The sequence below is a fragment of the Pseudomonas sp. NPDC089569 genome (assembly GCF_050280625.1).
Taxonomy (GTDB): domain Bacteria; phylum Pseudomonadota; class Gammaproteobacteria; order Pseudomonadales; family Pseudomonadaceae; genus Aquipseudomonas.
Window position 1 is genome coordinate 31,266 of the sequence record NZ_JBNNVQ010000008.1, and the last position, 26,190, is coordinate 57,455.

Below are 26,190 nucleotides of genomic sequence, written 5' to 3' on the forward strand. Positions count from 1 at the left end.
GGGAGCGAGCCTGCTCGCGATGAACGCAAGAGCACCGCTGGGTGTCTGGTGCCCAGTGTTATCGTTCACGACCATCGCGAGCGTGCTCGCTCCTACAGGCATCCAGGCAGCGCCATGAACCTGTGGGAGCGAGCCTGCTCGCGATGAACGCAAGAGCACCGCTGGGTGTCTGGTGCCCAGTGTTATCGTTCACGACCATCGCGAGCGTGCTCGCTCCTACAAAAGCCTGGGCGTTTCTGGCATCCTGCGCCTCCACTTTTTGGCCCGGCCCGCACATCGCCCATGACCGCCTCTGAAAAAATACCTGCCCCACGCCGCAACGACCTGATCTACGGCCTCGACGACCGCCCGCATTTAACCGCCACCGTGTTCGCCGCCCTGCAGCATGTGCTCGCCAGTTTCGTCGGCATCATCACGCCGACGTTGATCATGGGCAGCGCGCTGGGCCTGCAAAGCGAGATCCCCTACCTGATCAGCATGGCGCTGTTCGTATCGGGCCTGGGCACCTTCGTCCAGGCGCGCCGTTTCGGTCCGATCGGCTCGGGACTACTGTGCCTGCAAGGCACCAGTTTCTCGTTCATCAGCGTGATTCTCAGTGCCGGCTTCATGGTCAAGGCCCGTGGCGGCGGCACCGATGAGATTCTCTCGACCATCTTCGGCGTGTGCTTCTTCGCCGCCTTCATCGAGGTGGTGTTGAGCCAGTTCATCGGCAAGCTGCGCATGCTGATCACCCCGGTGGTGACCGGCACGATCATCACGCTCATGGGACTATCGCTGATCAAGGTGGCCATGACCGATATCGCCGGTGGCTTCGGTGCCACCGACCTTGGCGCGGCCAGCCACATCGGCCTGGCGGCGCTGGTGCTGGGGACCATCGTGATATTGAACCGGGTGGACGTACCTTTCCTGCGCCTGGGGGCGATTGTCATCGGCCTGACACTGGGCTATGTCGTCGCCTGGTCGCTGGGCGTGGTCGATTTCGCCAGCCTGCCCGCCGTGCCGCTGATGAGCGTACCGGTGCCCTTCAAGTACGGTTTTTCATTCGACTGGGTGGCGTTCGTGCCCGTGGCGGTGATTTTCCTGGTGTCACCGCTGGAAGCGGCCGGTGACCTGACCGCCAACTCGATGATTTCCCGGCAACCGGTCAAGGGCCCGGTCTACATTCGAAGGATCAAGTCCGGGCTTTTGGCCGACGGCCTGAACTCAGCGATGGCCGCGGTCTTCAACAGCATGCCGATGGTGACCTTCGCCCAGAACAATGGCGTGATTCAACTGACCGGCGTGGCCAGCCGCTACGTGGCGTTTTTCATCGCCGGGCTGCTGGTCCTCTTGGGGTTGTTTCCGATGATCGGCGCGGTGTTGCAACTGATGCCCAAGCCGGTGCTGGGCGGCGCCGAACTGGTGATGTTCGGTACCGTCGCCGTGGCCGGGATCAAGATCCTTGCAGAAGCGGGCCTGCATCGGCGCAACATGCTGATCGTGGCGATTTCCATCGGTATCGGCCTGGGCGTGGCGGCAGTGCCGCAAGTCTTGCGTGAATTGCCTGAGGCCCTGCACAACATTTTCGAATCGCCCATTACTGTCGGCGCGCTGTGCGCTATCGTTTTGAATATCTTCCTGCCCGAAGAATTCCTCGAACTGGAAGAAGACGAGTTCGACCCGGAGGCTTCCGTACTGCAGGTCATGCAGAACCCGGATGTCGCGCACCAGGTTGAACCCCAAACACCTGCGGGTGTCGCATAGCCGGACCGCCAGATCGCGCTCAAGGGCCGAGCCACTGGTGGCTTGGCCTTTTTTTTCACGAGAGCACGTCCATGCGCAGTGTCCACGCGATCATTGTTTCCCTTGTGCTGTTGTGCCTGAGCGCCTGCACCACCTTTCCCAACAGCGACCCACTGAACATCAACGTCGTCGGCCTCGAACCGCTGCAAGGCCAGGGCATGGAGGTGCGCTTCGCCGTGAAGATTCGCGTGCAGAATCCCAATGGAATGAACGTCAACTTCAGCGGCGTGGCCCTGGACCTTGAAATCAATGGACAGCCCTTCGCTTCCGGTGTCAGCGATCAGTCAGGCTCGATCAGTCGGTTTTCCGATACCGTGCTGACCGTGCCTGTCAGCGTCTCGGCGTTCTCGGTGCTGCGCCAGACCTATGTGCTGGGCCAGATGCAAACGCTGAACAACATGCCCTACATACTGCGCGGCAAACTGGGCGGCGGTTTGTTCGCCACCCAGCGCTTCGTGGACAGCGGCAACCTGCGCTTGCCCGGGCCTGTAACCAGCGGCCTGTAGGTGTAGGTGTAGGTGTAGGTGTAGGTGCGAGCATGCTCGCGATGGTCGTCAACGATGACGCTGGAAACCTGACACCCAGCGTCGTTCTCTCGTTCTTCGCGAGCGTGCTCGCTCCTACAGGGGTTCAGGGGTCATGAGCTGAAGCGCACGCCCGGTTTGGCCCGCTCGTCGACCGTCAACTCGAAAACGTCCGGGCGCGCATAGTGCCCGACCACGTCATAGTCGTAGCGGGCGCGTACCAGGTCGTCGGTGTCGATTTGTGCGGTCAGCAAGCCGCGTTCGCCACGCAAGGGCCCGGCCAACACTTCGCCCATCGGCCCGACTATGACACTACCGCCGGCAATCAGTGGCCGTTCGGCCGGCCAGTTGGGTACCTCGATACCCAAGGCCTGCGGCGAATCCTGGACCTGGCAGGCACTGACCACAAAGCAGCGACCCTCGTGGGCAATGTGGCGCATGCTGACCTGCCACATCTCGCGCTCGTCCACCGTTGGCGCACACCACACCTGCACGCCCTTGGCGTACATCGCGGTACGTAGCAACGGCATCATGTTTTCCCAGCACACCACCGCGCCAATGCGCCCCACCTGGCTGTCGATCACCGGCAAGGTGGAACCATCCCCCTTGCCCCAGATCAGCCGCTCGGTGCCCGTCGGCATCAATTTGCGGTGCTTGCCGACCAGTCCGGCCTGCGGATCGAAGTACAGCGCCGTGCAGTACAGGGTACTGCCGGCCCGTTCAATGACACCGATCACCAGATTGGCGCCGGTACGCGCCGAGAGTCCGGCCAGGGCATCGGTTTCCGGGCCGGGTATGTCGATGGCGTTGTCGAAATAGCGGGCAAAGGCTTCACGGCCTTCCGGCAGCCGATAGCCCAATTGAGTGCCGAAGCCTTCGCCTTTCGGGTAGCCGCCCAGCAACGCCTCGGCCATCACCACCAGCGCGGCACCGGATTCGCTGATTGCGCTTTCAAAGGACAGGATCTGTTCCAGGGTCTGGGCCTTGCCAGCGGGCAAGGCACCGATCTGCAGTGCGGCAACAATGGATTTGGACATGGCGATCACTCCGTCGGTATCAGGTATTGCTCATTCTCGAGCGTCACTGGATCATGAATAAAGCCCTGCTCACTGCTGAATGATATGAACCAAATGAATATCGCCGACATCGATCTCAATCTGCTGAAAGTCTTCGAAGCCTTGCACGAGGAGTCCAGTGCCAGCCGGGCCGCACTGCGCCTGGGCGTGACGCAATCCGCCGTGAGCGCGGCGTTGCGCCGCTTGCGCGAAGTCTATGGCGATCAGTTGTATGTGCGTACCGGCCGCGGCCTGGCGCCGACACTCAAGGCCAATCAACTCAAGCCGGTGGTCAGCGATGCCCTGAACAAGTGCCGCCAGAGCCTGGCGATGGTCGATCCCGCCGCCAGCCACTATGAAGGACGCTCGGTGACCGTGGGCATGTCGGATGACTTCGAAATTGCCTATGGTCGACGATTGATCGAGCAAGTCGCCCGCAGCGCCCCGAAGCTGCGCCTGATTTTTCGCCAGACCCACAGTCAGATCGTCGCCCAGGCCCTGATGGAGCGCAGCATCGACCTGGCGATCACCGCCGGTGGCTTTGCCGAACGCCTGTTGAGTCGCCAGGTGCTGGGTGAAGGAGGTTATGAATGTTTGGTCGACCCGCTCAGCCTGGCGGTGGGCCAGCAACACATCGGCCTTGAGGAATTCGTCGCCCGTGAACACATCCTGGTGTCATCGGGCGGCTTCATCGGCATCACCGACGAGGGTCTGGCAGCGTTGGGCCTGAGCCGACGGGTCTGTGCCTCGACCACGCATTTTGCGGCGTTGCCCCACTTGCTCAAGGGCAGTCGGGCCGTGGCGACCATCCCCGCCCATGCCGCCCGCAGCCTTGCCTCACTCTGCGGCCTGGCCTTGCTCCCCTGCCCCCTGGCGCTGCCGCGCTACCCGATCGAACTGGGCTGGCGTACCAGCACCCAGCTCGATCCGGTGGTGTTGAAAGTGCGTGAGGCGATTGTCGAAAGCTTTGCCTGAATGTGCCTGGCAACCACTCCGTCAGAACTTTTCGGCAATGCGCTTGTACGGATAATCCGGTTCGCGGTAGGCCCCGGGCTTCTGCCGCTTGGGCAATACCACTTTCTCGCGCGGCACATCCTTGTACGGAATACGCCCCAGCAGATCGCTGATGATGTTCAGCCGAGCCCGACGCTTGTCATTGGAGTCCGCCACGAACCAGGGCGCATGCTCGGTATCGGTAGTCTTGAACATGTCGTCGCGCGCGCGCGAATAGTCATACCAGCGGCTGTAGGACTTGAGGTCCATGGGCGACAGTTTCCAGATCTTGCGCCCGTCCTTGATCCGCGCTTCGAGCCTGCGGGTCTGTTCCTGCGGACTGACTTCCAGCCAATACTTGAGCAGGACGATGCCTGAATCAATGATCGCGCGTTCCACATTGGGCACCGTCTTCAGAAACCCCGTGGCCTGTTCTTCAGTGCAGAACCCCATGACACGCTCGACCCCCGCACGGTTGTACCAACTGCGGTCGAAGATCACCACTTCACCGGCCGCCGGCAGGTGCGGCAGGTAACGTTGCAGGTACATCTGGCTTTTTTCACGATCGGTGGGCGCCGGTAACGCAACCACCCGAAACACCCGCGGGCTCACCCGCTCGGTCAGTGCCTTGATGGTCCCGCCCTTGCCTGCACCATCGCGGCCTTCAAAGACGATGCATATTTTGGCACCGCTCTGCTTGACCCACTCCTGCATCCTGACCAGCTCGACATGCAATCGACGCAGTTGCTCCAGATAGTCCTTGTTTTTCAGCGGCTCGCTTTTTTCCGCCTGACTCCTTGAAGCCGCTTTCTTGTCCTTTGCCATGATGATGACCTCGCAAGCACGATGGATAACCACAGCCAGTGTAGGTAACAGATCAATGTTCCGACTGCCGATTGCTCCCGTATCAGTCGGTTAGCGCTGTTTGGACTTAGTGGCTACGCTTCTGTTCGAGCGACTTTCAAGGAGCATTTGCATGGGCGTGGACATCAACCTTTTCAGGCGGTGCGTCAACTTGCCGATGGTTCTTGCGATCGCAGGGGCGGGCCTGCTTGGCGGATGCGGCAAGGAACCGGAGACGCTGGCCCGCAAAGCCCCCGATGTGACAGTCATGACGGTTGCCGCCCATGACACCCCGGTGACTTTCGAGTTCGTTGCCCAGACCCAAAGCTCCCGTGAAGTGGAAATCCGTGCCCGCGTGGCCGGTTTTCTGGAAAAGCGCCTGTATACCGAAGGTTCCCTGGTAAAGGCCGGACAGACCCTGTTCCAGATGGACCGCAAACCGTTCGAAGCCTCGCTGCTGTCGGCGCAGGGCCAGTTGGCCCAGCAACAGGCTCGCTGGGAAGTGGCCAAGGCGACCCTGGCCCGAGTCCGTCCGCTGGCCGCGCAAAACGCCGTCAGCAAGATGGACCTGGACAATGCGGTAGGTGAAGAACGCTCGACCCGGGCCGCCGTGCTGGCCGCGGAAGGTACTGTACGTACCGAGCAGTTGAACCTCAGTTACACCACCATTTCCAGTCCCCTGACCGGTCTTTCGAGCTACGCCAAGCGACAGGACGGCAGCTATGTGACGCCGGGCGAGTCAGGGCTGTTGACCACCGTTTCGCAGATGGACCCCATTTACGTCAACTTCAGCCTTTCGGAAAACGAAACCCTCAAGTACCGCGACGAGATGAATAGCGGTCACCTCAAGCTCCCGCCCCAAGGCGATCTGGTGATCGAAGTGGTGCTGGCCGACGGCACCGTGGTGCCCGAGCATGGCAAAGTGAGTTTCCTGGCCCCCTCGTTCAGCCAGAATACCGGCACCTTTCTGGTCCGTGCCGAACTGGCCAACCCGAAGGGATTGCTCAAGCCCGGCCAGTTCGTCCGTGCCCTCGCCAAGGGCGCCACCCGCCCCGACGCGATCCTGGTGCCGCAAAAAGCCGTGTTGGAAGGCGCCAAAAGCCACTTCGTGTGGGTCGTCAACGCCGAGGGCAAGCCCGAACAGCGCGTGGTAATGGTCGGCGACTGGCACGGCGATGACTGGTTCATTACCCAAGGCCTGCGGGCCGGCGAACGGATCGTGATCGATGGCGCCGTCAGGGTCACGCCTGGCGGTGCGATCAACATCGTCCAGAAGACTGACGCCGCGCCGGCAGCGCCGACGGCTGAACCCGTGTCCAAGCCGGCGAACCAGGCTGACAGTAGCGGGAAAAAACCATGAGCCTTTCCCACTATTGCATCGATCGGCCCATCTTCGCCTCGGTCATTTCCATCGTCATCACCCTGGCCGGCGCCGTGGCCATGCTGAAACTACCCGTGGCCCAGTACCCGGACATCACGCCGCCACAAATCACCGTGGCGGCGACCTACCCCGGTGCCGATGCACAGGTGGTGGCCAACAACGTGGCAGCGCCCATCGAACAGCAGGTCAACGGCGCCGACAACATGATCTACATGAACTCGTCGAGCTCCGCGACCGGCAACATGACCCTCAACGTTTTCTTCGAGATCGGCACCGACCCTTCCCTGGCGCAGGTCGACGTGCAGAACCGGGTCAACCTGGCCTTGCCGCAATTACCCTCGGCCGTTCAGAGCCAAGGCATTCAGGTACAGAAGAAGTCTTCGGCGTTCATGATGGTGCTTGCCGTGTATTCCTCCGGCGACCGCTACGACAGCACCTACGTCGCCAACTACGCCAACCTCTACATTCTCGATGCGATCAAGCGCATCCCCGGTGCCAACCAGGCCAGTATTTTCGGCACCCCCGACTACGCCATGCGCATATGGCTAAAGCCGGACCGCATGGCCCAGCTGGGCATTACCGCAGCGGATGTGCAAAAAGCCGTGGCCAACCAGAACCAGCAATTTGCCGTCGGCCGCGTCGGTCAGTCTCCCACGGGGCAAGCCGTGGAACAGTCGTTTGCCGTGACCACCAAGGGGCGCCTGACCGAGCCTGCGGAATTCGAGAACATCATCCTGCGCGCCAGCAGCGACGGCGCCGCCATCGTTCGGCTCAAGGACGTCGGGCGTGCCGAGCTCGGGCAGAAGGACTATTCCCTGCGCAGCACCTATCAAGGGCGTCCGGCAACCCTGATCGCGGTGTATCAACAGCCTGGCGCCAACGCCCTGGATGTATCGGCAGCCGTCACCTCGACCCTGGCGCAAATGAAGGAAACCTTCCCCGAAGGAATCGAATACAAGATCGTGATGGACACCACCGCCTTCACCCGCGCGTCGATTTCCGAGGTGATTCACACCTTTTTCGAAGCGCTGGTGCTGGTGGTCATAGTGGTCTACCTGTTCCTGCAGAGCCTGCGTGCCACGCTGATTCCCGTACTGGCGGTGCCGGTGTCGATTGTCGGGACCTTCATTGGCATGTCGGCCCTGGGGTTTTCGGTGAACATGCTGACGCTGTTCGGCATGGTGCTGGCCATCGGCATTGTGGTGGACGACGCCATCGTGGTGATCGAAAACGTCGAGCGCAACATGCATGTCCACAAGATGACGCCCAAGGATGCCGCCAAGCGTGCGATGGACGAAGTGGCCGGTCCCGTGGTGGCGATCGTGCTGGTGTTGTGTGCGGTATTCATCCCGGTGGCCTTCATGGGCGGGATCACCGGTCAGCTGTACAAACAGTTTGCGATCACCATTGCCATCTCCGTAGTGATCTCGGGCCTGGTGGCCCTGACGCTGTCACCGGCATTGGCGTCGCTGTTGCTCAAGCCCCAGCACGGCGATAAAAACGCATTCTTCCGCTGGTTCGAACGCAGCTTCGAGCGCATGACCGAAGGCTATTCGCGCTCCGTGGCCCTGATGATCAAGCGGTTCGTGGTGGCATTGCTGCTGTTTGCCGGCATGATCGGGTTGATTCTGCTGATGTCTCAGCGCATACCCGGCGCCTTCCTTCCCCCCGAAGACCAGGGCTACCTGCTCGGCGCCGTGATCATGCCCGATGCCGCCAGCCTCGACCGCACCGGCGAAGTCGGCAAAGTCGCCAGCGACTTCTTCATGAACGATCCGTCCGTCGAAGGCGTCGCCATCGTCAACGGCTACAGCCTGCTGGACGGACAGAACAAGAACAACGCGGCGGCCTTCTTCGTCGGCTTCAAGGACTTCGAAGGGCGTTACAAGGACTCCGACACCATCAAGCAGCAAAGCGCCCCGGCGGTGATCCAGAAAGCCGCGCACGCGTTTTCTTCAGTACAGGAAGGGGTCATTCTGCCGGTCAACCCACCGTCCATTCCGGGCCTGGGCACGACCGGCGGCATGGAGGTCTGGATTCAAAGCAAGGGTGACGCCAGCGTCAATCAACTGGCCGAAATGGTCGCCAGTGTCGTCGCCAAGGCCAGGCAACGCCCGGAACTGGGCGCCATCACCTCGACCTTCAACGTGTTTTCAAGGCAATTGCTGGTCGATGTGGACCGGGAAAAGGCCGAATCCCTGGGCGTGCCCATCGAAGACGTCTACAGCGCCATGCAAACGATGTTCGGCTCGTTGTACGTTTCGCAGTTCAACAAGTTCAGTCGCCTGTGGCAGGTCATCTTGCAGGCCGAGCCGTCCTATCGGCTCAAGGCCGACGACCTGCAGCAAATCTACGTGCGCAACAAGAACCTGGAAATGGTGCCGCTCAAGGCCATGATCAACACCCGTTACGTCACCGGCCCCGACCTGTTGACCCGTTTCAACAACTTCCCGGCGGTCAAACTGACCGCCAACGCCGCCCCCGGCTACAGTTCCGGCCAGGCGCTGGCGGCGCTGGAAGAAGTCAGCGCCGAGGTCATGACCAACGATTACGCCTTGGCATTGAGTGGCGAGGCGTTCGAAGAGAAGAAGAGCGGTGGTTCTTCTTCCCAGGTGTTCATCTTCGGTCTGGTGATGGTGTTCCTGATCCTGGCCGCCCAGTACGAAAAATGGTCGCTGCCGGTCGGCGTGTTGCTGGCGGTGCCCTTTGCCGTGTTCGGCGCCATGCTCGCGGTGCTCCTGCGGGGCTTGAGCAACGATGTCTACTTCCAGATCGGCTTGACCATGCTGGTGGCGCTCGCCGCGAAGAACGCCATCCTGATTTTCGAGTTTGCCGTACTGAACCGGGAAACCGGCATGTCGGCCTACGACGCGGCCATGACCGCGGCCAGGGAGCGCCTGCGTCCGATCGTGATGACGTCGCTGGCGTTCATTCTGGGCTGCGTTCCACTGGCCATCGCCGTGGGCGCTTCGGAAAACAGTCGCCATTCCATCGGCACCGGGGTGATTGGCGGGATGTTGGCGGCCACCGTCATCGCGATCTTCTTCATTCCGATGTTCTATTACCTGATAGAACGAATGACCGAGAAAAAGGCCGCCGTGAAGCCGGCGGAGCCGACAGCGCTCGGGCATCTGCCCGACGGTGCCGCGCAACACCGGCATGGGGAGGACTGAGATGCGCAGATCCCCTCTTCCACTGGTGCTTTGCCTGAGCCTGACTGCCTGCATGGTGGGCCCGGACTACCAGCGCCCGGTCACCGACACGCCAGCGGCCTATCGTTATGCGGACAAGGAAGCGAAGAATTTATCCAACACGCTGTGGTGGGAACAGTTTCAGGATCCAGTCCTCAACGACCTGATTCGCACCGCGCTCCTGGAAAACAAGGACATCAAGATCGCCGCCGCGCGGGTCGAGGAGTTCCAGGGGCGTTACGGCGTCACCCGCTCCCAGCTGTTTCCACAAGTCAGCGCCGGTGCGCAGGGGCAACGCAGTCGCTCGCCCCGAGACAACGGCCCTGTTCCCCTGGACCCAAGCGTCGACCCGGTGTTCAACAACTACCAGGCCACCCTCGGCGTCAATTGGGAGCTGGACATCTGGGGTCGCCTGCGCCGCCTCAATGAGTCCGCCCGCGCCGACCTGCTGGCTTCAGAGGAAGGCCGGCGCAGTGTCATCCTGAGCCTGGTGGCGTCAGTGGCAAGCAGTTACGTGACACTGCGCGATCTTGACCGTGAGCTGGAAATCTCCCGCACCACCGCCAAGGCACGGGGCGACTCCTACGAGATTTTCAAATTGCGTTTCGGTGCCGGCACCATTTCCGAGATGGAACTGGCGCAGAACCAATCCGAGTACGAGCGCACGATGGCCTCGGTTGCGCAGTTCGAACCCCTGGTGGCCCAACAGGAAAACGCACTGGCCGTGCTGCTGGGACGCAACCCCGGGCCGATCATTCGAGGGCGCGACCTGGGCCAATTGGCGCTGCCGTCGGTGCCTTCCGGCCTGCCCTCGGAACTGCTGGAGCGCCGACCCGACCTACGCCAGGCAGAACTTAACCTGATTTCGGCCAATGCCCTGATCGGTGCCGCGAAGGCTCAATACTTCCCGACCATTTCCCTCACCGGATTGTTCGGTTCGGTCAGCAATCAACTCTCCGACCTGTTTACCGGCCCGGCCCGGACCTGGTCCTATGGCGTCGCGGCGAGCATGCCGATTTTTACCGCCGGCGCGATCGCCGGGCAGGTGCAACAGGCCGAAGCGGTTCAACAACAAACCCTGCTGGTCTACCAGCAAGCCATTCAATCGGCGTTCAAGGATGTGGAGGATGCACTGGTCGCGTCGAGCAAATCCCGCGAACAGATGGCCTACCAGGCTCGCCAGGTCGACGCGCTGCGGACCTACGCCCACTATGCACGGCTGCGTTATGACAACGGATATACCAGCTACATAGAAGTACTGGATGCCGAGCGCACCCTGTTCGATGCCGAACTCAACTACACCCGCACGCGGGCAACGGTGTTCACCAGCATGATCGATTTGTACAAGGCGACCGGTGGCGGCTGGGTGGCCGAAGCGGACAAGCTGACGTCGACAGCAGCGCCGCTGCCTTCGAGTAACGGTCAGGCGAAGTAGCCAGCCTGGCGCTTCGCCTGCCTAGCCGCCCAGCGCAATGATCGCGCAAATCAACAAGGTACCGGTGATGGCCAGCGCTACGCCGCCCTGCCAGGGCTTCGCACCCGCGTACCGGGCAAGCATCCAGCCGGCCAGGAACAACACCACGACACCGACCAGGTTGGATACGCGCACCGCCAGCATCGTCTGCTCGATCAACAGAAAGGGCACCACCAGCGGGAAAGTCGAGATGACGACCAGCAGGAAAACCCCCAGTGCCCCCTTGAAATCATCCAGCCTCAGTGTGCGATGCGTCGACGTGGCCGGTGCTTCGATCAGGCTGCGACGCAGCATCTCCAGCCCCTGCGTACCTGCCGCGGCGGCCATTTGTGGTGGCAGCGCATCGGCTATCAGCGCCTGCCCGATCGCCGGATCGGCGCTGCCGCGCAAGGTGGAAAACAAGGTACGGTTGCGCGTGCGCTCGATCACGGCCCGCAGCAGGTACATCACTGCATCGGCAAGGCCCCAGGCCAGGTTGCAACCCAGCGCGGCGATCATCATGGTCCGCTCTGCTGCCTGATCGGCCGTGGCCACGCTGAGGGTACCGGTGAAGGTCATGGCCATGAGCAGGCCAAAAATCACTTCCGTGACACGGTCAACGGGGTCGAGTACACGTGCCGACTTGTGTTCTGTTGTGCTTGGCATGGCGTGAACCCTTTCGGATCGGAGGTCAAAGGTCTTCCTCTGTCTTATTCAAGTGTAGTGGCAACCCCCTCCCGCGCCCTGACTCGCTGGGTGTCCGCCCTCATAACGACAGCAAGCCGCTGTACAACCCATAGGCTGCCAGCCCCGCGCCGCTGATGACGCCGGTGAATATGCCTTTTTCGAGGGTGGTGAACAGGGGTTCGCCCTGCTCATGTTTGGCCTTGGCGAACAGAATCACCCCTGGCGCATACAGCAATGCCGACAGCAGCAGATATTTCACGCCGCCGGCATACAGCAACCACACGGCATAAACCAGCGCGATGCTGGCGATCAGCAGGTCCTTGACCCGCTCGCGCGGGGCATTTTCGTAGGTTTCGCCGCGATGGCTCAGCAGCACGGCATAAGCGGCCGACCACAGGTAAGGCACCAGAATCATCGAGGACGCCAGGTAGATCAGGCTGGTGTAGGTGCCGGCGGAAAACAGGGTGATCAGCAGGAACAACTGGATCATGCCGTTGGTCAGCCACAGGGCGTTGACCGGTACATGATTGGCGTTTTCCCGGGTCAGGAACGCCGGCATGGTCCGGTCCCGGGCGGTGGCGAACAGGATCTCCGCGCACAGCAACGCCCACGACAACAAGGCGCCCACCAATGAAATGGCCAGGCCGATGCTGATCAGCAACGCACCCCAGTGGCCAACGATATGCTCCAGAACCGCCGCCAGAGACGGATTCTGCAGGGCGGCCAGTTCCGGCTGGCTCATGATCCCGAGCGACAACACGTTGACCATCACCAGCAGCGCCAATACGCCGACAAAGCCGATAACCGTCGCCCGGCCGACATCCGAGCGCTTCTGTGCGCGAGCCGAATAAACGCTGGCCCCCTCGATGCCAATGAATACGAACACGGTCACCAGCATCATGTTGCGCACCTGATCCAGCACGCTGCCGAAATTCGGATTGCTACGCCCCCAGATATCGCGGTTGAAGATTTCGGCCTTGAAGGCAACGGCGGCAATCACCACGAACATCACCAGTGGCACGATCTTGGCCACCGTGGTGACCTGGTTGATGAAGGCGGCCTCCTTGATTCCGCGCATGACCAGAAAATGCACGGCCCAGAGCAATACCGAAGCGCAACCGATGGCGACTGGCGTGTTGCCTTGACCGAAAACCGGAAAAAAGTAACCGAGCGTACTGAACAGCAGTACGAAGTAGCCGACATTGCCCAGCCAGGCGCTGATCCAGTAGCCCCAGGCAGACGAGAACCCCATGTAGTCGCCAAAACCCGCCTTGGCATAGGCATACACACCGGAATTCAATTCAGGCTTGCGATTGGCCAGCGTCTGGAACACGAAGGCCAGGGTGAGCATGCCGACGGCAGTCACTGCCCAACCGATCAGGATCGCGCCTACATCCGCTCTTTCCGCCATGTTCTGCGGCAAGGAAAAGATCCCGCCGCCAATCATCGACCCCACCACCAGCGCAATCAGTGCTCCGAGCCGAAGTTTTTGCGCCGGATTCGACATTCCCCTCTCCTTTTCCTGTAGTTCCCGCGGTGATAAATCGACGGATAGCAAGTTTTAACTAAATAGATAAAGCGTAATAACGTTTATTAAACCCCGCCAGAAAAAACATGGCTTATATATAGCCAAATCTGCTTTCAAGACCTGATTTTAATCGCGATTCAATCGACACATCCTCTCTGATACGGGGTAATTCGAAAGCCATGCAGGTAACTTTACAAAGCAGGAAAGCAGACTAGTATCTAGACTTCAATGGATGAAGGAACTTTTCTCATTCCCATCAATACCCCTCTAGCCAGCACTTTACAGCGATGTTGCCAAATATTTCATGGCTTCAGCATTACTTACTGTTTATGTGCTTATTTAGTGTTCCATGTCAGTTAAATGAAAAGTCGACAGAAGTAATCTGTTGACTCTCTTCTCACTCACTGGAGACATGCCATGTCTGAATCCCCCGGGAAGTTGAAACTCGGAGCATTGGTTGCGCTGGTTGTTGGTTCGATGATTGGTGGCGGGATCTTTTCCTTGCCGCAGAACATGGCCGCCAGTGCCGATGTCGGCGCCATCCTCATTGGCTGGGCCATCACGGCAGTCGGCATGCTCACCCTGGCCTTCGTGTTCCAGACCCTGGCCAACCGCAAGCCTGATCTCGACGGTGGGGTCTATGCCTACGCCAAGGCCGGTTTCGGCGACTACATGGGTTTTTCCTCCGCCTGGGGCTACTGGATCAGTGCCTGGCTGGGCAACGTCGGTTACTTTGTTTTGCTGTTCAGCACCCTGGGTTATTTCTTTCCTGTGTTTGGTGAAGGCAACACGGTCGCGGCCGTGATTGGCGCATCGGTGCTGCTCTGGGCCGTGCATTTTCTGGTGTTGCGCGGGATCAAGGAAGCGGCGTTCATCAACCTGGTGACCACCGTGGCCAAGATCGTGCCATTGGTGCTGTTCATGTTGATCGCACTGTTCGCCTTCAAACTGGACATCTTCACCGCCGACATCTGGGGCGTGAAAAACCCCGACCTGGGCAGTGTGATGAACCAGGTGCGCAAGATGATGCTGGTCACTGTCTGGGTGTTCATCGGTATCGAAGGCGCCAGTATCTTCTCGGCCCGCGCGGAAAAACGCAGTGACGTCGGTAAAGCCACCGTGATCGGCTTCATTACCGTGCTGCTGTTCCTGGTGCTGGTGAACGTGCTGTCGCTGGGCATCATGACCCAACCGGAACTGGCCAAACTGCAGAACCCGTCGATGGCCGCCGTGCTTGAGCACGTGGTCGGTCATTGGGGCGCGATATTGATCAGCGTCGGCTTGATCATTTCGCTGCTCGGTGCACTGCTGTCCTGGGTACTTTTGTGCGCGGAAATCATGTTCGCCGCGGCCAAGGACCACACCATGCCGGAGTTCCTGCGTCGCGAAAACGCCAACAACGTACCGGTCAACGCGCTGTGGCTGACCAATGCCATGGTTCAGCTGTTCCTGATCATCACGCTGTTTTCAGCCAGTACCTACCTGTCGCTGATCTACCTTGCCACCTCAATGATTCTGGTGCCTTACCTGTGGTCGGCAGCCTACGCCCTGCTGCTGGCGGTACGCGGGGAAACCTATGAAGGCAGCGCCGGTGAGCGGCAAAAGGACCTGATCATCGGCGCTATCGCCCTGATCTACGCGATCTGGTTGCTATACGCCGGCGGCATCAAGTACCTGCTGCTCTCCGCCCTGCTCTATGCCCCCGGCGTGATTCTTTTCGCCAAGGCAAAACTTGAAATCAACAAACCGGTTTTCACCAACGTCGAGAAGCTGATCTTCGCAGTGGTCATCGTGGGCGCCGTGGTGGCGGCTTACGGACTGTATGACGGTTTCCTGACTCTGTAACAACTCATTGACTTTTCATCTGGAGGAACACGGTAATGACCACGGAAAAAGTTAAGTACGGCGTGCATTCCGAAGCCGGCAAACTGCGCAAAGTCATGGTTTGTTCTCCCGGCCTGGCCCATCAGCGGTTGACCCCGAACAACTGCGATGAACTGCTGTTCGATGATGTGCTTTGGGTCGCCCAGGCCAAGCGTGACCATTTCGACTTCGTCACCAAAATGCGCGAGCGCAATGTCGATGTGCTGGAAATGCACAATCTGCTGACCGACATCGTCGCCATCCCGGAAGCGCTGGACTGGATCCTGTCGCGCAAGATCACTCCCGACACCGTCGGCCTTGGCCTGATCAATGAAACCAATTCCTGGCTGCGCAGCCTGGAACCACGCCATATCGCCGAGTTCCTGATCGGCGGCGTGTCCGGCGATGACTTGCCGACAAGTTTCGGCGGCAAGGCCATCGAAATGTTCCGCGACTTCCTCGGCCGCTCAAGCTTCCTGCTGCCACCGCTGCCCAACACCCAGTTCACCCGCGATACCACCTGCTGGATCTACGGCGGTGTGACACTCAACCCGATGTACTGGCCGGCGCGCCGTCAGGAAACCCTGCTGACCACCGCCATCTACAAGTTCCACCCGGAATTCACCAACGCCGACTTCCAGATCTGGTACGGCGACCCGGACAAGGACCACGGGCATTCGACCCTCGAAGGTGGGGACGTCATGCCGATCGGTAACGGTGTGGTGTTGATCGGCATGGGTGAACGTTCGTCCCGCCAGGCCATCGGTCAACTGGCGGTCAACCTGTTCAAGAACAAGGCCGTGGAGAAAGTCATCGTCGCCGGCCTGCCCAAATCCCGCGCAGCCATGCACCTGGACACCGTGTTCAGCTTCTGCGACCGCGACCTGGTGACCATATTCCCGGAAGTGGTGAACCAGATCGTCGCCTTCACCCTGTACCCGGACGACAGCAAACCGGGCGGCATCGATATCCGTCGCGAAAAAACCAACTTCATCGACACCGTCGCCCAGGCGCTCAATCTCAAGACCCTGCGTGTGGTGGAAACCGGTGGCAACAGCTTCGCCGCCGAACGTGAGCAGTGGGACGACGGTAACAACGTGGTTGCCGTGGAGCCCGGCGTGGTCATCGGCTACGACCGCAATACCTACACCAACACGCTGCTGCGCAAGGCCGGCGTGGAGGTCATCACCATCAGCGCCGGCGAACTCGGACGCGGCCGGGGCGGCGGCCACTGCATGACCTGCCCGATCATCCGCGATCCGATCGACTACTAACCCATTGACCCCTGGTCGCACCCACCCGGTGCGACCGGGGGGATAACCGATACCATAGGAGATCCAAAATGGCGTTCAATATTCATAACCGCAATCTGCTGAGCCTGGAACACCACACCCCTCGCGAATTGCGCTATCTGCTCGATCTGTCCCGCGACCTCAAACGTGCCAAGTACACCGGTACCGAGCAGCAACACCTCAAGGGCAACAACATCGCGCTGATCTTCGAAAAAACCTCCACTCGCACCCGCTGCGCGTTCGAAGTCGCCGCCTATGACCAGGGTGCCAACGTCACCTACATCGACCCGAACTCCTCGCAAATCGGCCACAAGGAGAGCATGAAGGACACCGCCCGCGTGCTGGGTCGCATGTACGACGCCATCGAATACCGTGGCTTCAAACAGGAAATCGTCGAAGAACTGGCCAAGTTCGCCGGTGTGCCGGTGTTCAACGGCCTGACCGATGAGTACCACCCGACGCAAATGATCGCCGACGTGCTGACCATGCGCGAGCACAGCGACAAGCCGCTGCACGAGATCAGCTACGCCTACCTGGGCGACGCGCGCAACAACATGGGCAACTCGCTGCTGCTGGTCGGCGCCAAACTCGGCATGGACGTGCGGATCTGCGCACCGAAGGCCCTGTGGCCCCATGACGACCTGGTCGACCGTTGCAAGAAATACGCGGAAGAAAGCGGCGCCCGCATCACGCTGACCGAAGACCCCAAGGCCGCCGTCAAGGGCGTGGACTTCATCCACACCGACGTCTGGGTGTCGATGGGTGAACCGGTCGAAGCCTGGGGTGAACGCATCAAGCAACTGTTGCCTTATCAGGTCAACGCCGAGCTGATGAAAGCCACCGGTAACCCACGCACCAAATTCATGCACTGCCTGCCGGCTTTCCACAACAGCGAGACCAAGGTCGGCAAGCAGATTGCCGAGCAGTACCCGCACCTGAGCAATGGCATCGAAGTGACCGATGACGTGTTCGAGTCCCCGGCCTGCATCGCCTTCGAGCAAGCGGAAAACCGCATGCACACCATCAAGGCGATTCTGGTGTCGACCCTGGCCGACCTGTAACGAACCGAATGCGGTTCATGTGGGAGCGAGCCTGCTCGCGATATCGGTAGGACGATCAACATTGATATCGACTGACAGACCGCTTCGCGAGCAGGCTCGCTCCCACAAAGGGCCGTGTTATCGCCACATTTCCGCTTAGAAGGACTGCATCATGCGTATCGTCGTAGCTCTGGGTGGCAACGCCCTGCTCCGCCGTGGTGAGCCGATGACCGCTGACAACCAGCGCGCCAACATTCGCATCGCCACCGAACAGATCGCCAAGATCCACCCCGGCAACCAACTGGTCATCGCCCACGGCAATGGTCCGCAAGTGGGACTGCTGTCATTGCAGGCAGCCGCCTATACCTCGGTTACGCCCTACCCACTGGATGTGCTGGGTGCCGAAACCGAAGGCATGATCGGCTACATCATCGAACAGGAGCTGGGCAACCTGCTGGATTTTGAAGTGCCCTTCGCTACCTTGCTGACGCAAGTGGAGGTCGACGCCAACGACCCGGCTTTTCAGAAACCCACCAAACCCATCGGCCCGGTGTATGCCAAGGCCGAGGCGGAAAAACTCGCGGCCGAAAAAGGCTGGTCGATTGCCCCGGACGGCGACAAGTTCCGTCGTGTGGTCGCAAGCCCCAAACCCAAGCGCATCTTCGAAATCCGTCCGATCAAATGGTTGCTGGAAAAAGGCAGCATCGTCATTTGCGCCGGTGGGGGTGGCATTCCGACCATGTACACGAGCCCCGGCAAACTGGAGGGCGTGGAAGCGGTCATCGACAAGGACCTGTGTTCGGCGTTGCTGGCCGAACAACTCGAAAGTGATTTGCTGGTGATTGCCACCGACGTCAACGCCGCGTTCATCGATTTCGGCAAACCGACCCAGAAAGCCATTGCCCAGGCGCACCCCGACGAACTGGAACGGCTCGGCTTCGCCGCAGGCTCCATGGGGCCGAAGGTGCAGGCAGCCTGCGAGTTCGCACGCCATACTGGAAAGGTCGCGGTGATTGGTTCGTTGTCGGACATTGAAGCGATCGTCCAGGGCAAGGCTGGCACCCGCGTCAGTACGGAAAAACCCGGTATCAGCTATCGCTGAACGAAACACGAAGGCAGGCTCCGGCCTGCCTTGCTTGAAGTTCTAACCAATAAGGAGAGATGACAATGGCTATGTTCGAGCCAGGTCACTTGCACATCGAGCGTCACGCGCTGACCAAGGACGACGTCAGCTACAACTTGCACATCGAATACACAGTCATCCAGGACCCCAAGGAAGGCAAGGGAATGGAATTCACGATGCACGGCAGCATTCAGGGCAAGGAGCTCAAGGAGACCTTCTATCTGCCGAAGGACCAGGCCTACAACTTCGCCAGCAATGTCACGAAAATCGCCGAGAAGTACGGGATTCCGAAGGCATTGAGCAGCATCGGCTCGCAGCATAAGCACTACGACCTGATGTTTGAAGACGTGAGGGTCCAGCTGAATATGAAATCCGGCGATCCCGTTAAACCCGAACATCTGGAATAACTGACTGTTGCGATTTGCGGCACCGCGTCGTCTGGCATGGCATTGCCATATGACGCGGCGCTCTGATTCGATGTAAAGGTTACTTGTTGGCGGCCATCAGCCGATTGACTTCACTGCGCACCATGTTCGAAAACTCCGGCGGTGACATGCCATCCAGCTCGGCCCGGACCCATTCCGCCCATTTGCCCTTGCGTTTGGCCCGCTCACCGAACAGACGGGCGGCTTCACCCTTGGCTTTGCCCAGATTGGTTTGCCAGAGTTCGAACAGGCGTGCCTTTTCATCTTCAAGCGCTGCGCGCTCGGCCAGGGGTTTGTCGGCCAGATTGAAGCTCATGTGAATTTCCTGCTGCGTAAATAGGCGACATCTTACACCGTAGGACGAAACGTCCTGCTGCAGTTTTCGCAAGGATTGAGCCGACAGGCCCATTCGGCTGCAACTTTTTCAATGGCGACGCACTCCATTGTTCACTGTCCATTCACCTGCAAGGAGTCTTTCAATGGCCCGGAAATCAGCCGCACAATCGGCCGAAGATCAGATCAAGGATCAGGCGTTCAGCGACCTTCAGGCGTTGATCGAGGAGTCGGAGAAACTGCTCAAAAGCAGTGCCTCACTGGTTGGCGAGGAAGCGGAGACACTACGCGGACAAATCGCCCTGAAACTTCAGCAAGCGCGGGACTCGGTGAACAGCGTGCGCGACCGGACCAAACCGGCGGTCGAGGCCACCGAAACCTACATTGGCGGTCATCCATGGCAGACCGTGGCGGTTTCCGCCGGCTTCGGCCTGGTGGTAGGCCTGTTGCTGGGGCGGCGCTGATCACAGCGCTAAATGACGTGAACACCCTGTAGGAGCGAGCAAGCTCGCGATGGACGTCAACGATAACGCTGGCCACCTGACACCCAGCGGCGTTCTTGAATCCATCGCGAGCTTGCTCGCTCCTACAGAAATCAGAGACCGGCCAGTTCCCGCAGATTCGCCAGTGTCTGCCCATCAAGGGCGATGCCATTGATTTGCGATTTGGCCCGCTGATTGTGGCGTCGATCACCCGGCAAGCGCTTCAACCCCACGCCATGCATCTGCCGCACCAGCTCCTGACTGCGCTCGGCAAAACTCTGCCCCGCAGCCTTGTCCGGATCGATGACGATCAGCAATTGACCGGTCCATGGCGTCTTGGCGCCGGGGTGGTTTTTCCAGTCGAACTCGAAGGAAAAATTGCCGCCGGTCAAAGCCGCCGCCAGCAGCTCCACCATCATCGACAGAGCCGAGCCCTTGTGGCCGCCGAACGGCAGCAACGCCCCACCCTCGAGAATGGCCTTGGGATCCTGGGTCGGCTGGCCCAGGCCATCCACACCCATGCCCGGTGGCAGGCGCTCGCCCTTGCGTGCGGCGATCTGCACATCGCCATGGGCAATGGCACTGGTCGCCAGGTCAAACACGATCGGCTCGCCGTCGGCACGCGGTGCCGCGAAGGCGATGGGGTTGGTGCCGAACAGGGGGCGATCGGCTCCGTGCGGCACCACGCAGGTCATGCTGTTGACCACGCTCAACGCCACCAGCCCTTCGTAGGCAAAGGGCTCGACATCCGGCCACAACGCGGCGAAATGGTGGGAGTTACGGATTGCCAGCACCGCGATACCGGCGCTGCGGGCTTTTTCGACCAGCAATGATCGCGCCGCGGCGAGGGCCGGTTGCGCAAAACCGTTGCCGGCATCGACGCGCACGAAACCCGAAGCCACATCCTCGACCACCGGGACCGCCTTGCCGTTCACCCAACCGCTCTGCAAGGTTGAAACATAGCCGGGAATGCGAAACACCCCGTGACTGTGTGCACCGTCCCGCTCGGCGCCCGCACAATTTTCGGCCAGCACCCGGGCAACTTCGACCGAGGTGCCGTGACGCAGGAATATCTTCTCAAGCAATGCTGTCAGTGCGGCCAAAGACAGGTTTTGCGAGACAACAGCAGATGCTTCGTTGTGTGGCGCAGACATCTGAAGCTCCAGATTAATTATTAGAGGGGGCAACAGCGTTGGTAGACCAGCGATTTACAACGTGTGGCGAGCATCCTGTCAACCCTTGCATGAGGCCTGTCTGCAGTAAAAATCACACTGGGTGCGTTAACTATCTACCACCTCCCCCCGCATACCGCTCCCTAGTCTCGGCACTCTTTCCATTGGCGCCCTGCACTGCGCCCCGCACGAGACTCGACCATGTCCACACCCCCTGCTCCACTGTATTTTCCGAAAGTCCTGAACACCCCTGGCCTTTGGACCGAGCTCGGCCGAATCCACGGACTCACCCAGCGCGACTTTGAATGGCTCAAGCACATTGAACTGACCAGCCAGCGCCTGCGCAGCCAACAGGCTCGACCGATGATTGCCGAAAGAATCCTGCTCGTCGCGCCCGGTCACGAGCCGGTCGTCCTGGCCGGCAGTTTCGTGCTGAGCCCCACCCCGGAAATGAACGGGGTCATCCTGTATACCCCCTATGCCGGCATTCAGAAGTACTACAGCCGCGCCGCCTTGACCGAACAACTGCTACAGCGACTGCTGCGCAAGACTGAAGACGACGACTTGCTTGCCTTCATGTCGCTGGCCCGGCGCAAGACACTGACGCAGATGTCCGCTGTCCAGGTGACTTATCAGACCATTGAAGGCGATGTATTCGAGGATCAACGCACCGCCATCCTCGACAACCAGACCCACGACGATCAGGCGATGGTTGATGAACTGACGACCCTGCCGACCTTGACTTCCATGCTGGATACGGTGCTTGGCCAGTTGCTCTCTCCGGCATTTCCAGGGATCGACCAACGTCAGACCCAAGTCGATTTTTATGTCACCAGCACTGCCGGACAGAACAGTGGCGCCGTACGACGCTGGGCCAATTCCCTATCATTGAACGCTGCCGTGTTGTTGCATTACCGCAACCAGCGCTGGCCGTTTGATCAACGCCCCGAGTATTCCCATCCTCAAAAAAAATCGACACGTATCGATCAGCAGCACTGGGAGATTGCCGTCACCACGGCGTCGGCAAAATTGATCAGTCTGTTGTCCGGACAGTTGGCGCACTTCTGGAATGAAGCCAGTGTCGACGGTGCGTCAAGAAGGGCATTCTTCACCCGCGCGATCAGCGAGCAGGCGCGCACGGAGCTGCTGCTCAAGCGCGAGGCCGACATCATCAGCCCGGAGCAGTTCGCCGCGCTGCACGTTGTCATCCAACCGGTTTCCAACCCTGCTCACCGCCCTACCCTGGAAACCGTGCGACTGTGGGAGCATCCCGCCAACTTCGTGGAATTGGCGGGCTCATTGATGATCAGTCATTCCAACGCTTACCTCTACACGCCCACCCAGGGGCTACAGGTACTCGAGGACTATGCAGACCTGAAGGACACCCTGTTGAGCAAATTCAGCGCCAGTGGTCACGAAGATGAGCTTTATGGCCTGCTGGGCCTTGAGGAACGCAGCCGTTTCATTGGTTTCCATCACCCTCAAGTCACCGGGGAGGTCCTGTCCGGGTCGATATTCAAGACCCTGTTCGAAGCGATCATCGTCAAGCAACAGGATAATCTGGGCTACGTGCTGCAGCTTTTACGCAATAGCGACGGCGCGGTCGATGTGCATGCCTTGTTCGATAAGGCGCTGGATATCCGCTCCATGATCAACGAGCGTTTGCTCGCACTGGAGGTCAACGGCCGCTGGAGCACCCGACCGGTATTGTCGGGCACGCAAATGCCCTCGAACGTGCGGGCAGACAAGGCGGCGTCCCTGGCCAGAACGTACAGTGATATCGAGGCGCAGCTCAGCAAAGACTTTGCCGCACAACCCACCACTTCAACGGAACAACAACGATCCTGGCTGGAACGCATGGCGCGAAATCTGGCCCATACCTTTTCCGTCGGCCTGCGCGGAGAAGCGCAGGCGCGAGTACTCGGTTCACTCATGCGCGAAGCGGACCAGGCAATCGTCGACACGGTGTTCAACCCCGATTATCCCGAGCGCGCCAATCGCCGCGCGCACAACGGCTTCCGACCCGACGTCTATTCATGGGTCCTGGAATGTTCCGGGCAAACCAACACACTGCCATTGGCCAACTGCATCCTGGTGACCGAGCGCGGCGGACTCGATGTTTCACATTCGGGGCGTGCCATTGTGTGGACACCCGCCAAAGGGCTGGAAGTGTTCGCCAGCGTCAACGCGGTCAGGCAGCAACTGAGCCGGCGCCTGCTCGACCCGAGTGAATGCCAGGCATTGCTGGAGAACCTCGACCCCACGCGGCGCAAGTTCCACCAGACCTACTCGCTCGGATCATTTCGACTGATCGAAGGCAATGTCCTCGACTACCTTGCGCGGTCGGCCATTGAACACTTCCTGGCCTCCTGCCAACACCTGCGCTCGCTCAAACTCGATGGCGATCAGCAGAGCAAGGCATTGAAAGCGCTGTCGCAAACGGTGATCGATACCAATTTGCGCCGCGCTACGCGGATCTCCCGTGCAATCGCCCATCAGCATTCATTACCGGCGTGGCTGGGCATGGCGCCCGCCGTGGACCAGCAGACTCATATCGAACTGCTGGAGCAATACCGCCGCAATGTTCACGAGGACAAAGACTATCTCAGCGATTTGCCCGACCTGGCCGGTTATGTACACCAGACATTGGCAGCCTTGCTGCGCACGCGTTTTCCCGGTGCCGTAGCGGACCCGGACGATATCGAAATCATCCCTGACCTGGCCTTGGCCGGCGCGCCCCGAAGTCTGACGCAATTCGCCCTGGATCACGTCAGCGCTACAGAGGGGTTCGGCTTTACCCTACGATCCAAAACGGCTGCAGCGCTGCCCGCCGGACTGGATCAGAACGCCATCCGGCAACTTTTACTGTCGCTGGATATCCAGGAAGGCTTTGCCCGAAAAGTGCTCGATAGTTTATCGGCCAGCCATGAAGGGTCCGAGGTCCGGCGCTTGCGTTTCGTGCACCAGCTGCCTTGGCAACTGATGCAACATGCCCACGCCCTGTACCTTCAACAGCGCTTGTCGCGAGCGGCATTTGACTTGATCGAACAAGTACTGGACATGCCCGACAGCCTTGCCCGCGCAACCGTGCAGGGCGCCCACGCGATCTGTCGCAAGCTGGCGTTGATCAAGACCGGTGCTGCAGCCCCCATAGCCGCAACGGGTCTGTATCTGATCGGCCCCGGTGTCGGACATGGCGGTCCGCTGGTGCTTTACGCGCCTTACCATAGCGGCGAGGTCTTTACCGAGTTCGACAGTGAAACCAGCCTGCTTGCAGCCATCAATGCGCCCGGCCCCCTGCAGGACCTGATCATCCGTCGCCTGCCGGAGAACCAACAATCGGTGTTCCATAATCTGTTCCAGTCCAATGCCGGACAACCGGGTGACATGTCCATTGATTCAACCCCTCTGGATGGCCATCTGCTAAACAGATTGTTCAGCGACAACACCAGCCTGCTGGCTCGCCTGATGGGTACCCAGCGGCAGCCTTCGGCCCAGTCGGATTGGGAGGCGGCAAAGTACCTGTTCAGTTCCGGGATCAAACTGATCTCGGGCCTGCTGCCGGGCAAACTCGCCTGCGGTCGGTTTCTGTGGCAAAGCTACACGGATATCAAGAACTCGGCCGAGGCACTGCTGGAGCACCACTGGACTCAGGCATTGCAAAACTTCATCGCCGGTGCTGCTCAAATGACTCTATTGGGGCGCCTGTCACTGCAGCCTGCTGTCGAGACCACGCCGTTGACCAGCCCGTCCGCGCCGGTGGCACGCGCATTGACCGCCCCGAACTGGTCGCAACTATCGCCAACGACGCTTGCACGCACATTGCGCCAACCTTTCGAAACGTTTTCGCTGGCCTTGAAGGATCTCATCAAAGGCTCGGTTGACGGCACTTACCTTGATCCCGCCAGCCATCATCACTTTGCCGCGGTCGCTGGAAAGGTCTACCGCATTGTTCAATCGGGCGCCGTGTGGCGACTGGTCAATGACGAACTGGACGGCCCTTCCCTGCTACGCATGCCGAGCGGGCAGATGGTCATCGATCCGGATGTCCATACCGTGCACTACGGCAAGGCCCTGTCGAAGATGCACAATAAATATGTGACCGACCAGGAGGTGCATCGAGTCCTGAACATTGAGGCGCGAGGCATGGAGGCCATCCGCACCCTACACCCCGAAAAGGCGCAAATGATCATTCAAGCCATGGATCTGGCACGCCTTTATGCATTCAACAGCCTTCACAATCTCGCGCAATCGCGCCTCCTGTTACCTGGCACACGCCTGGACAGGTTCTTCAAGCGCTTTTTTGATCTGGGCAGCGTCGACCAACGCCTTCTCGACAAAATCAAGGCGGCCATTGTCCCCATCTGCAATGCGCTGGTGGATCCCAACGAAGACTTCATGAATACCGAGCGCTTTGTGCTGGGCTCCAGCAAGTACCCCGACGCCAATTTGATTGCGTTCGTCGTCGACAAGGATGCGCGTAAAACCGTGCACTTCACCGAGAAGTTTTTCGACCAGCAACTGGACTGGTACAAGTCCTGCCTGAGCGAACCCTTCGATGTCGATGCCCATAGTCAGGCGTCCACGCTGATTCACGAGTTCTCACATCTGTTTTCCAACACGGTGGACATTGCCACGCTGGAAGCGCGGCGTCCTTTTGTCGATCTGGTCTCCCCTGTCACCTCTTATGGCGCGGTCATGAAACAAAACCAACAAAGCTTTCAGCGCGAAGCCTTGTCCCTGGCCACACCCTCGGAGGAATTGTTCGCTCGATGGCACAGTATTCGGCAATGCTGGATCGACATGGATGACATCATGAACACTCGCCACGTGGCGAAGGAGATCCTCAAAGCCACTGGCTGCGCCACAATCGCCGAGGCGCGCGCCGCGTTTCTCGATCCACGCAATACGGACCTGCGTGTCGACACCATCTTGCGCAATGCCGACTCGATTGCATTTCTGATCTGCGAAATGGGCCGGCAGCTGGACCCGGTACCAGGAACATCCGGCCATTCGACCTGAA

General features: G+C 59.9%; 19 protein-coding genes. 13 read left to right on the plus strand and 6 right to left on the minus strand.

Annotated elements, in window-relative coordinates:
* The first annotated feature begins 282 nt into the window (after positions 1-282).
* The gene (locus ACQKP2_RS06040; protein ID WP_427575180.1) at positions 283-1,743 is read left to right on the plus strand and encodes a nucleobase:cation symporter-2 family protein; all 1,461 of its coding nucleotides are present in this window, start codon (positions 283-285) and stop codon (positions 1,741-1,743) included.
* A gap of 71 nt (positions 1,744-1,814) precedes the next feature.
* Positions 1,815-2,288, plus strand: coding sequence for an LEA type 2 family protein (locus ACQKP2_RS06045; RefSeq protein ID WP_427575182.1), 474 nt, complete (start codon positions 1,815-1,817; stop codon positions 2,286-2,288).
* 131 nt (positions 2,289-2,419) lie between these two features.
* Here the strand turns inward: ACQKP2_RS06045 and ACQKP2_RS06050 are convergent, their stop codons facing one another.
* On the minus strand, positions 2,420-3,343 hold the full coding sequence (locus ACQKP2_RS06050; protein WP_427575184.1) for a carbon-nitrogen hydrolase family protein: 924 nt from the start codon (positions 3,341-3,343) through the stop codon (positions 2,420-2,422).
* An 84-nt stretch (positions 3,344-3,427) separates the two neighbouring features.
* Between ACQKP2_RS06050 and ACQKP2_RS06055 the strand changes: the two genes are divergently transcribed.
* Entirely contained in the window at positions 3,428-4,336 is a 909-nt protein-coding gene (locus tag ACQKP2_RS06055; RefSeq protein ID WP_427575186.1) for a LysR family transcriptional regulator, read from the plus strand.
* A 21-nt stretch (positions 4,337-4,357) separates the two neighbouring features.
* Here the strand turns inward: ACQKP2_RS06055 and ppk2 are convergent, their stop codons facing one another.
* Positions 4,358-5,179 (minus strand): polyphosphate kinase 2, encoded by an 822-nt coding sequence (gene ppk2, locus ACQKP2_RS06060; RefSeq protein ID WP_427575188.1) that lies wholly within the window; start codon positions 5,177-5,179, stop codon positions 4,358-4,360.
* Between the two features lie 286 nt (positions 5,180-5,465).
* On the opposite strand from ppk2, the gene ACQKP2_RS06065 reads away from it, so the two are divergent.
* The 3 genes from ACQKP2_RS06065 to ACQKP2_RS06075 are packed head-to-tail and all read left to right on the plus strand — an operon-like array spanning position 5,466 to position 11,204.
* On the plus strand, positions 5,466-6,557 hold the full coding sequence (locus tag ACQKP2_RS06065) for an efflux RND transporter periplasmic adaptor subunit (RefSeq protein WP_427575303.1): 1,092 nt from the start codon (positions 5,466-5,468) through the stop codon (positions 6,555-6,557).
* Entirely contained in the window at positions 6,554-9,751 is a 3,198-nt protein-coding gene (locus tag ACQKP2_RS06070) for an efflux RND transporter permease subunit (RefSeq protein WP_427575190.1), read from the plus strand. The genes ACQKP2_RS06065 and ACQKP2_RS06070 overlap by 4 nt, the downstream gene beginning before the upstream one ends.
* Before the next feature lies 1 nt (position 9,752).
* The gene (locus ACQKP2_RS06075; RefSeq protein ID WP_427575192.1) at positions 9,753-11,204 is read left to right on the plus strand and encodes an efflux transporter outer membrane subunit; all 1,452 of its coding nucleotides are present in this window, start codon (positions 9,753-9,755) and stop codon (positions 11,202-11,204) included.
* 21 nt (positions 11,205-11,225) lie between these two features.
* On the opposite strand, the gene ACQKP2_RS06080 is transcribed toward ACQKP2_RS06075, so the two are convergent.
* Positions 11,226-11,888 (minus strand): hypothetical protein, encoded by a 663-nt coding sequence (locus ACQKP2_RS06080; RefSeq protein ID WP_427575194.1) that lies wholly within the window; start codon positions 11,886-11,888, stop codon positions 11,226-11,228.
* Between the two features lie 100 nt (positions 11,889-11,988).
* Positions 11,989-13,416 (minus strand): arginine-ornithine antiporter, encoded by a 1,428-nt coding sequence (arcD, locus tag ACQKP2_RS06085; RefSeq protein ID WP_427575195.1) that lies wholly within the window; start codon positions 13,414-13,416, stop codon positions 11,989-11,991.
* Positions 13,417-13,854: 438 nt separating this feature from the next.
* Here arcD (ACQKP2_RS06085) and arcD (ACQKP2_RS06090) point away from each other — a divergent pair, with 438 nt between their 5' ends.
* From arcD (ACQKP2_RS06090) to ACQKP2_RS06110, 5 genes are all read left to right on the plus strand, one after another.
* The gene (gene arcD / locus ACQKP2_RS06090; protein ID WP_427575196.1) at positions 13,855-15,282 is read left to right on the plus strand and encodes an arginine-ornithine antiporter; all 1,428 of its coding nucleotides are present in this window, start codon (positions 13,855-13,857) and stop codon (positions 15,280-15,282) included.
* A gap of 35 nt (positions 15,283-15,317) precedes the next feature.
* Positions 15,318-16,574, plus strand: a complete 1,257-nt coding sequence (arcA, locus tag ACQKP2_RS06095; protein WP_427575198.1) for an arginine deiminase — start codon at positions 15,318-15,320, stop codon at positions 16,572-16,574.
* 68 nt (positions 16,575-16,642) lie between these two features.
* Positions 16,643-17,653, plus strand: a complete 1,011-nt coding sequence (locus tag ACQKP2_RS06100; protein ID WP_427575200.1) for an ornithine carbamoyltransferase — start codon at positions 16,643-16,645, stop codon at positions 17,651-17,653.
* Positions 17,654-17,804: 151 nt separating this feature from the next.
* Positions 17,805-18,734, plus strand: coding sequence for a carbamate kinase (arcC, locus tag ACQKP2_RS06105; protein ID WP_427575201.1), 930 nt, complete (start codon positions 17,805-17,807; stop codon positions 18,732-18,734).
* 65 nt (positions 18,735-18,799) lie between these two features.
* The gene (locus ACQKP2_RS06110; RefSeq protein ID WP_427575202.1) at positions 18,800-19,162 is read left to right on the plus strand and encodes a DUF5064 family protein; all 363 of its coding nucleotides are present in this window, start codon (positions 18,800-18,802) and stop codon (positions 19,160-19,162) included.
* A gap of 79 nt (positions 19,163-19,241) precedes the next feature.
* On the opposite strand, the gene ACQKP2_RS06115 is transcribed toward ACQKP2_RS06110, so the two are convergent.
* Positions 19,242-19,496: a hypothetical protein gene (locus ACQKP2_RS06115; RefSeq protein WP_427575203.1), complete on the minus strand. Its 255-nt coding sequence runs from the start codon at positions 19,494-19,496 to the stop codon at positions 19,242-19,244.
* A 163-nt stretch (positions 19,497-19,659) separates the two neighbouring features.
* Here ACQKP2_RS06115 and ACQKP2_RS06120 point away from each other — a divergent pair, with 163 nt between their 5' ends.
* Entirely contained in the window at positions 19,660-19,977 is a 318-nt protein-coding gene (locus ACQKP2_RS06120; protein WP_427575205.1) for a DUF883 family protein, read from the plus strand.
* Between the two features lie 131 nt (positions 19,978-20,108).
* On the opposite strand, the gene ACQKP2_RS06125 is transcribed toward ACQKP2_RS06120, so the two are convergent.
* Positions 20,109-21,149 carry an Ldh family oxidoreductase gene (locus ACQKP2_RS06125; RefSeq protein WP_427575207.1) on the minus strand — a complete coding sequence of 347 codons (1,041 nt, stop codon included), beginning with the start codon at positions 21,147-21,149 and terminating at the stop codon, positions 20,109-20,111.
* Positions 21,150-21,368: 219 nt separating this feature from the next.
* Here ACQKP2_RS06125 and ACQKP2_RS06130 point away from each other — a divergent pair, with 219 nt between their 5' ends.
* On the plus strand, positions 21,369-26,189 hold the full coding sequence (locus tag ACQKP2_RS06130; protein WP_427575208.1) for a dermonecrotic toxin domain-containing protein: 4,821 nt from the start codon (positions 21,369-21,371) through the stop codon (positions 26,187-26,189).
* Position 26,190: the final 1 nt, after the last annotated feature.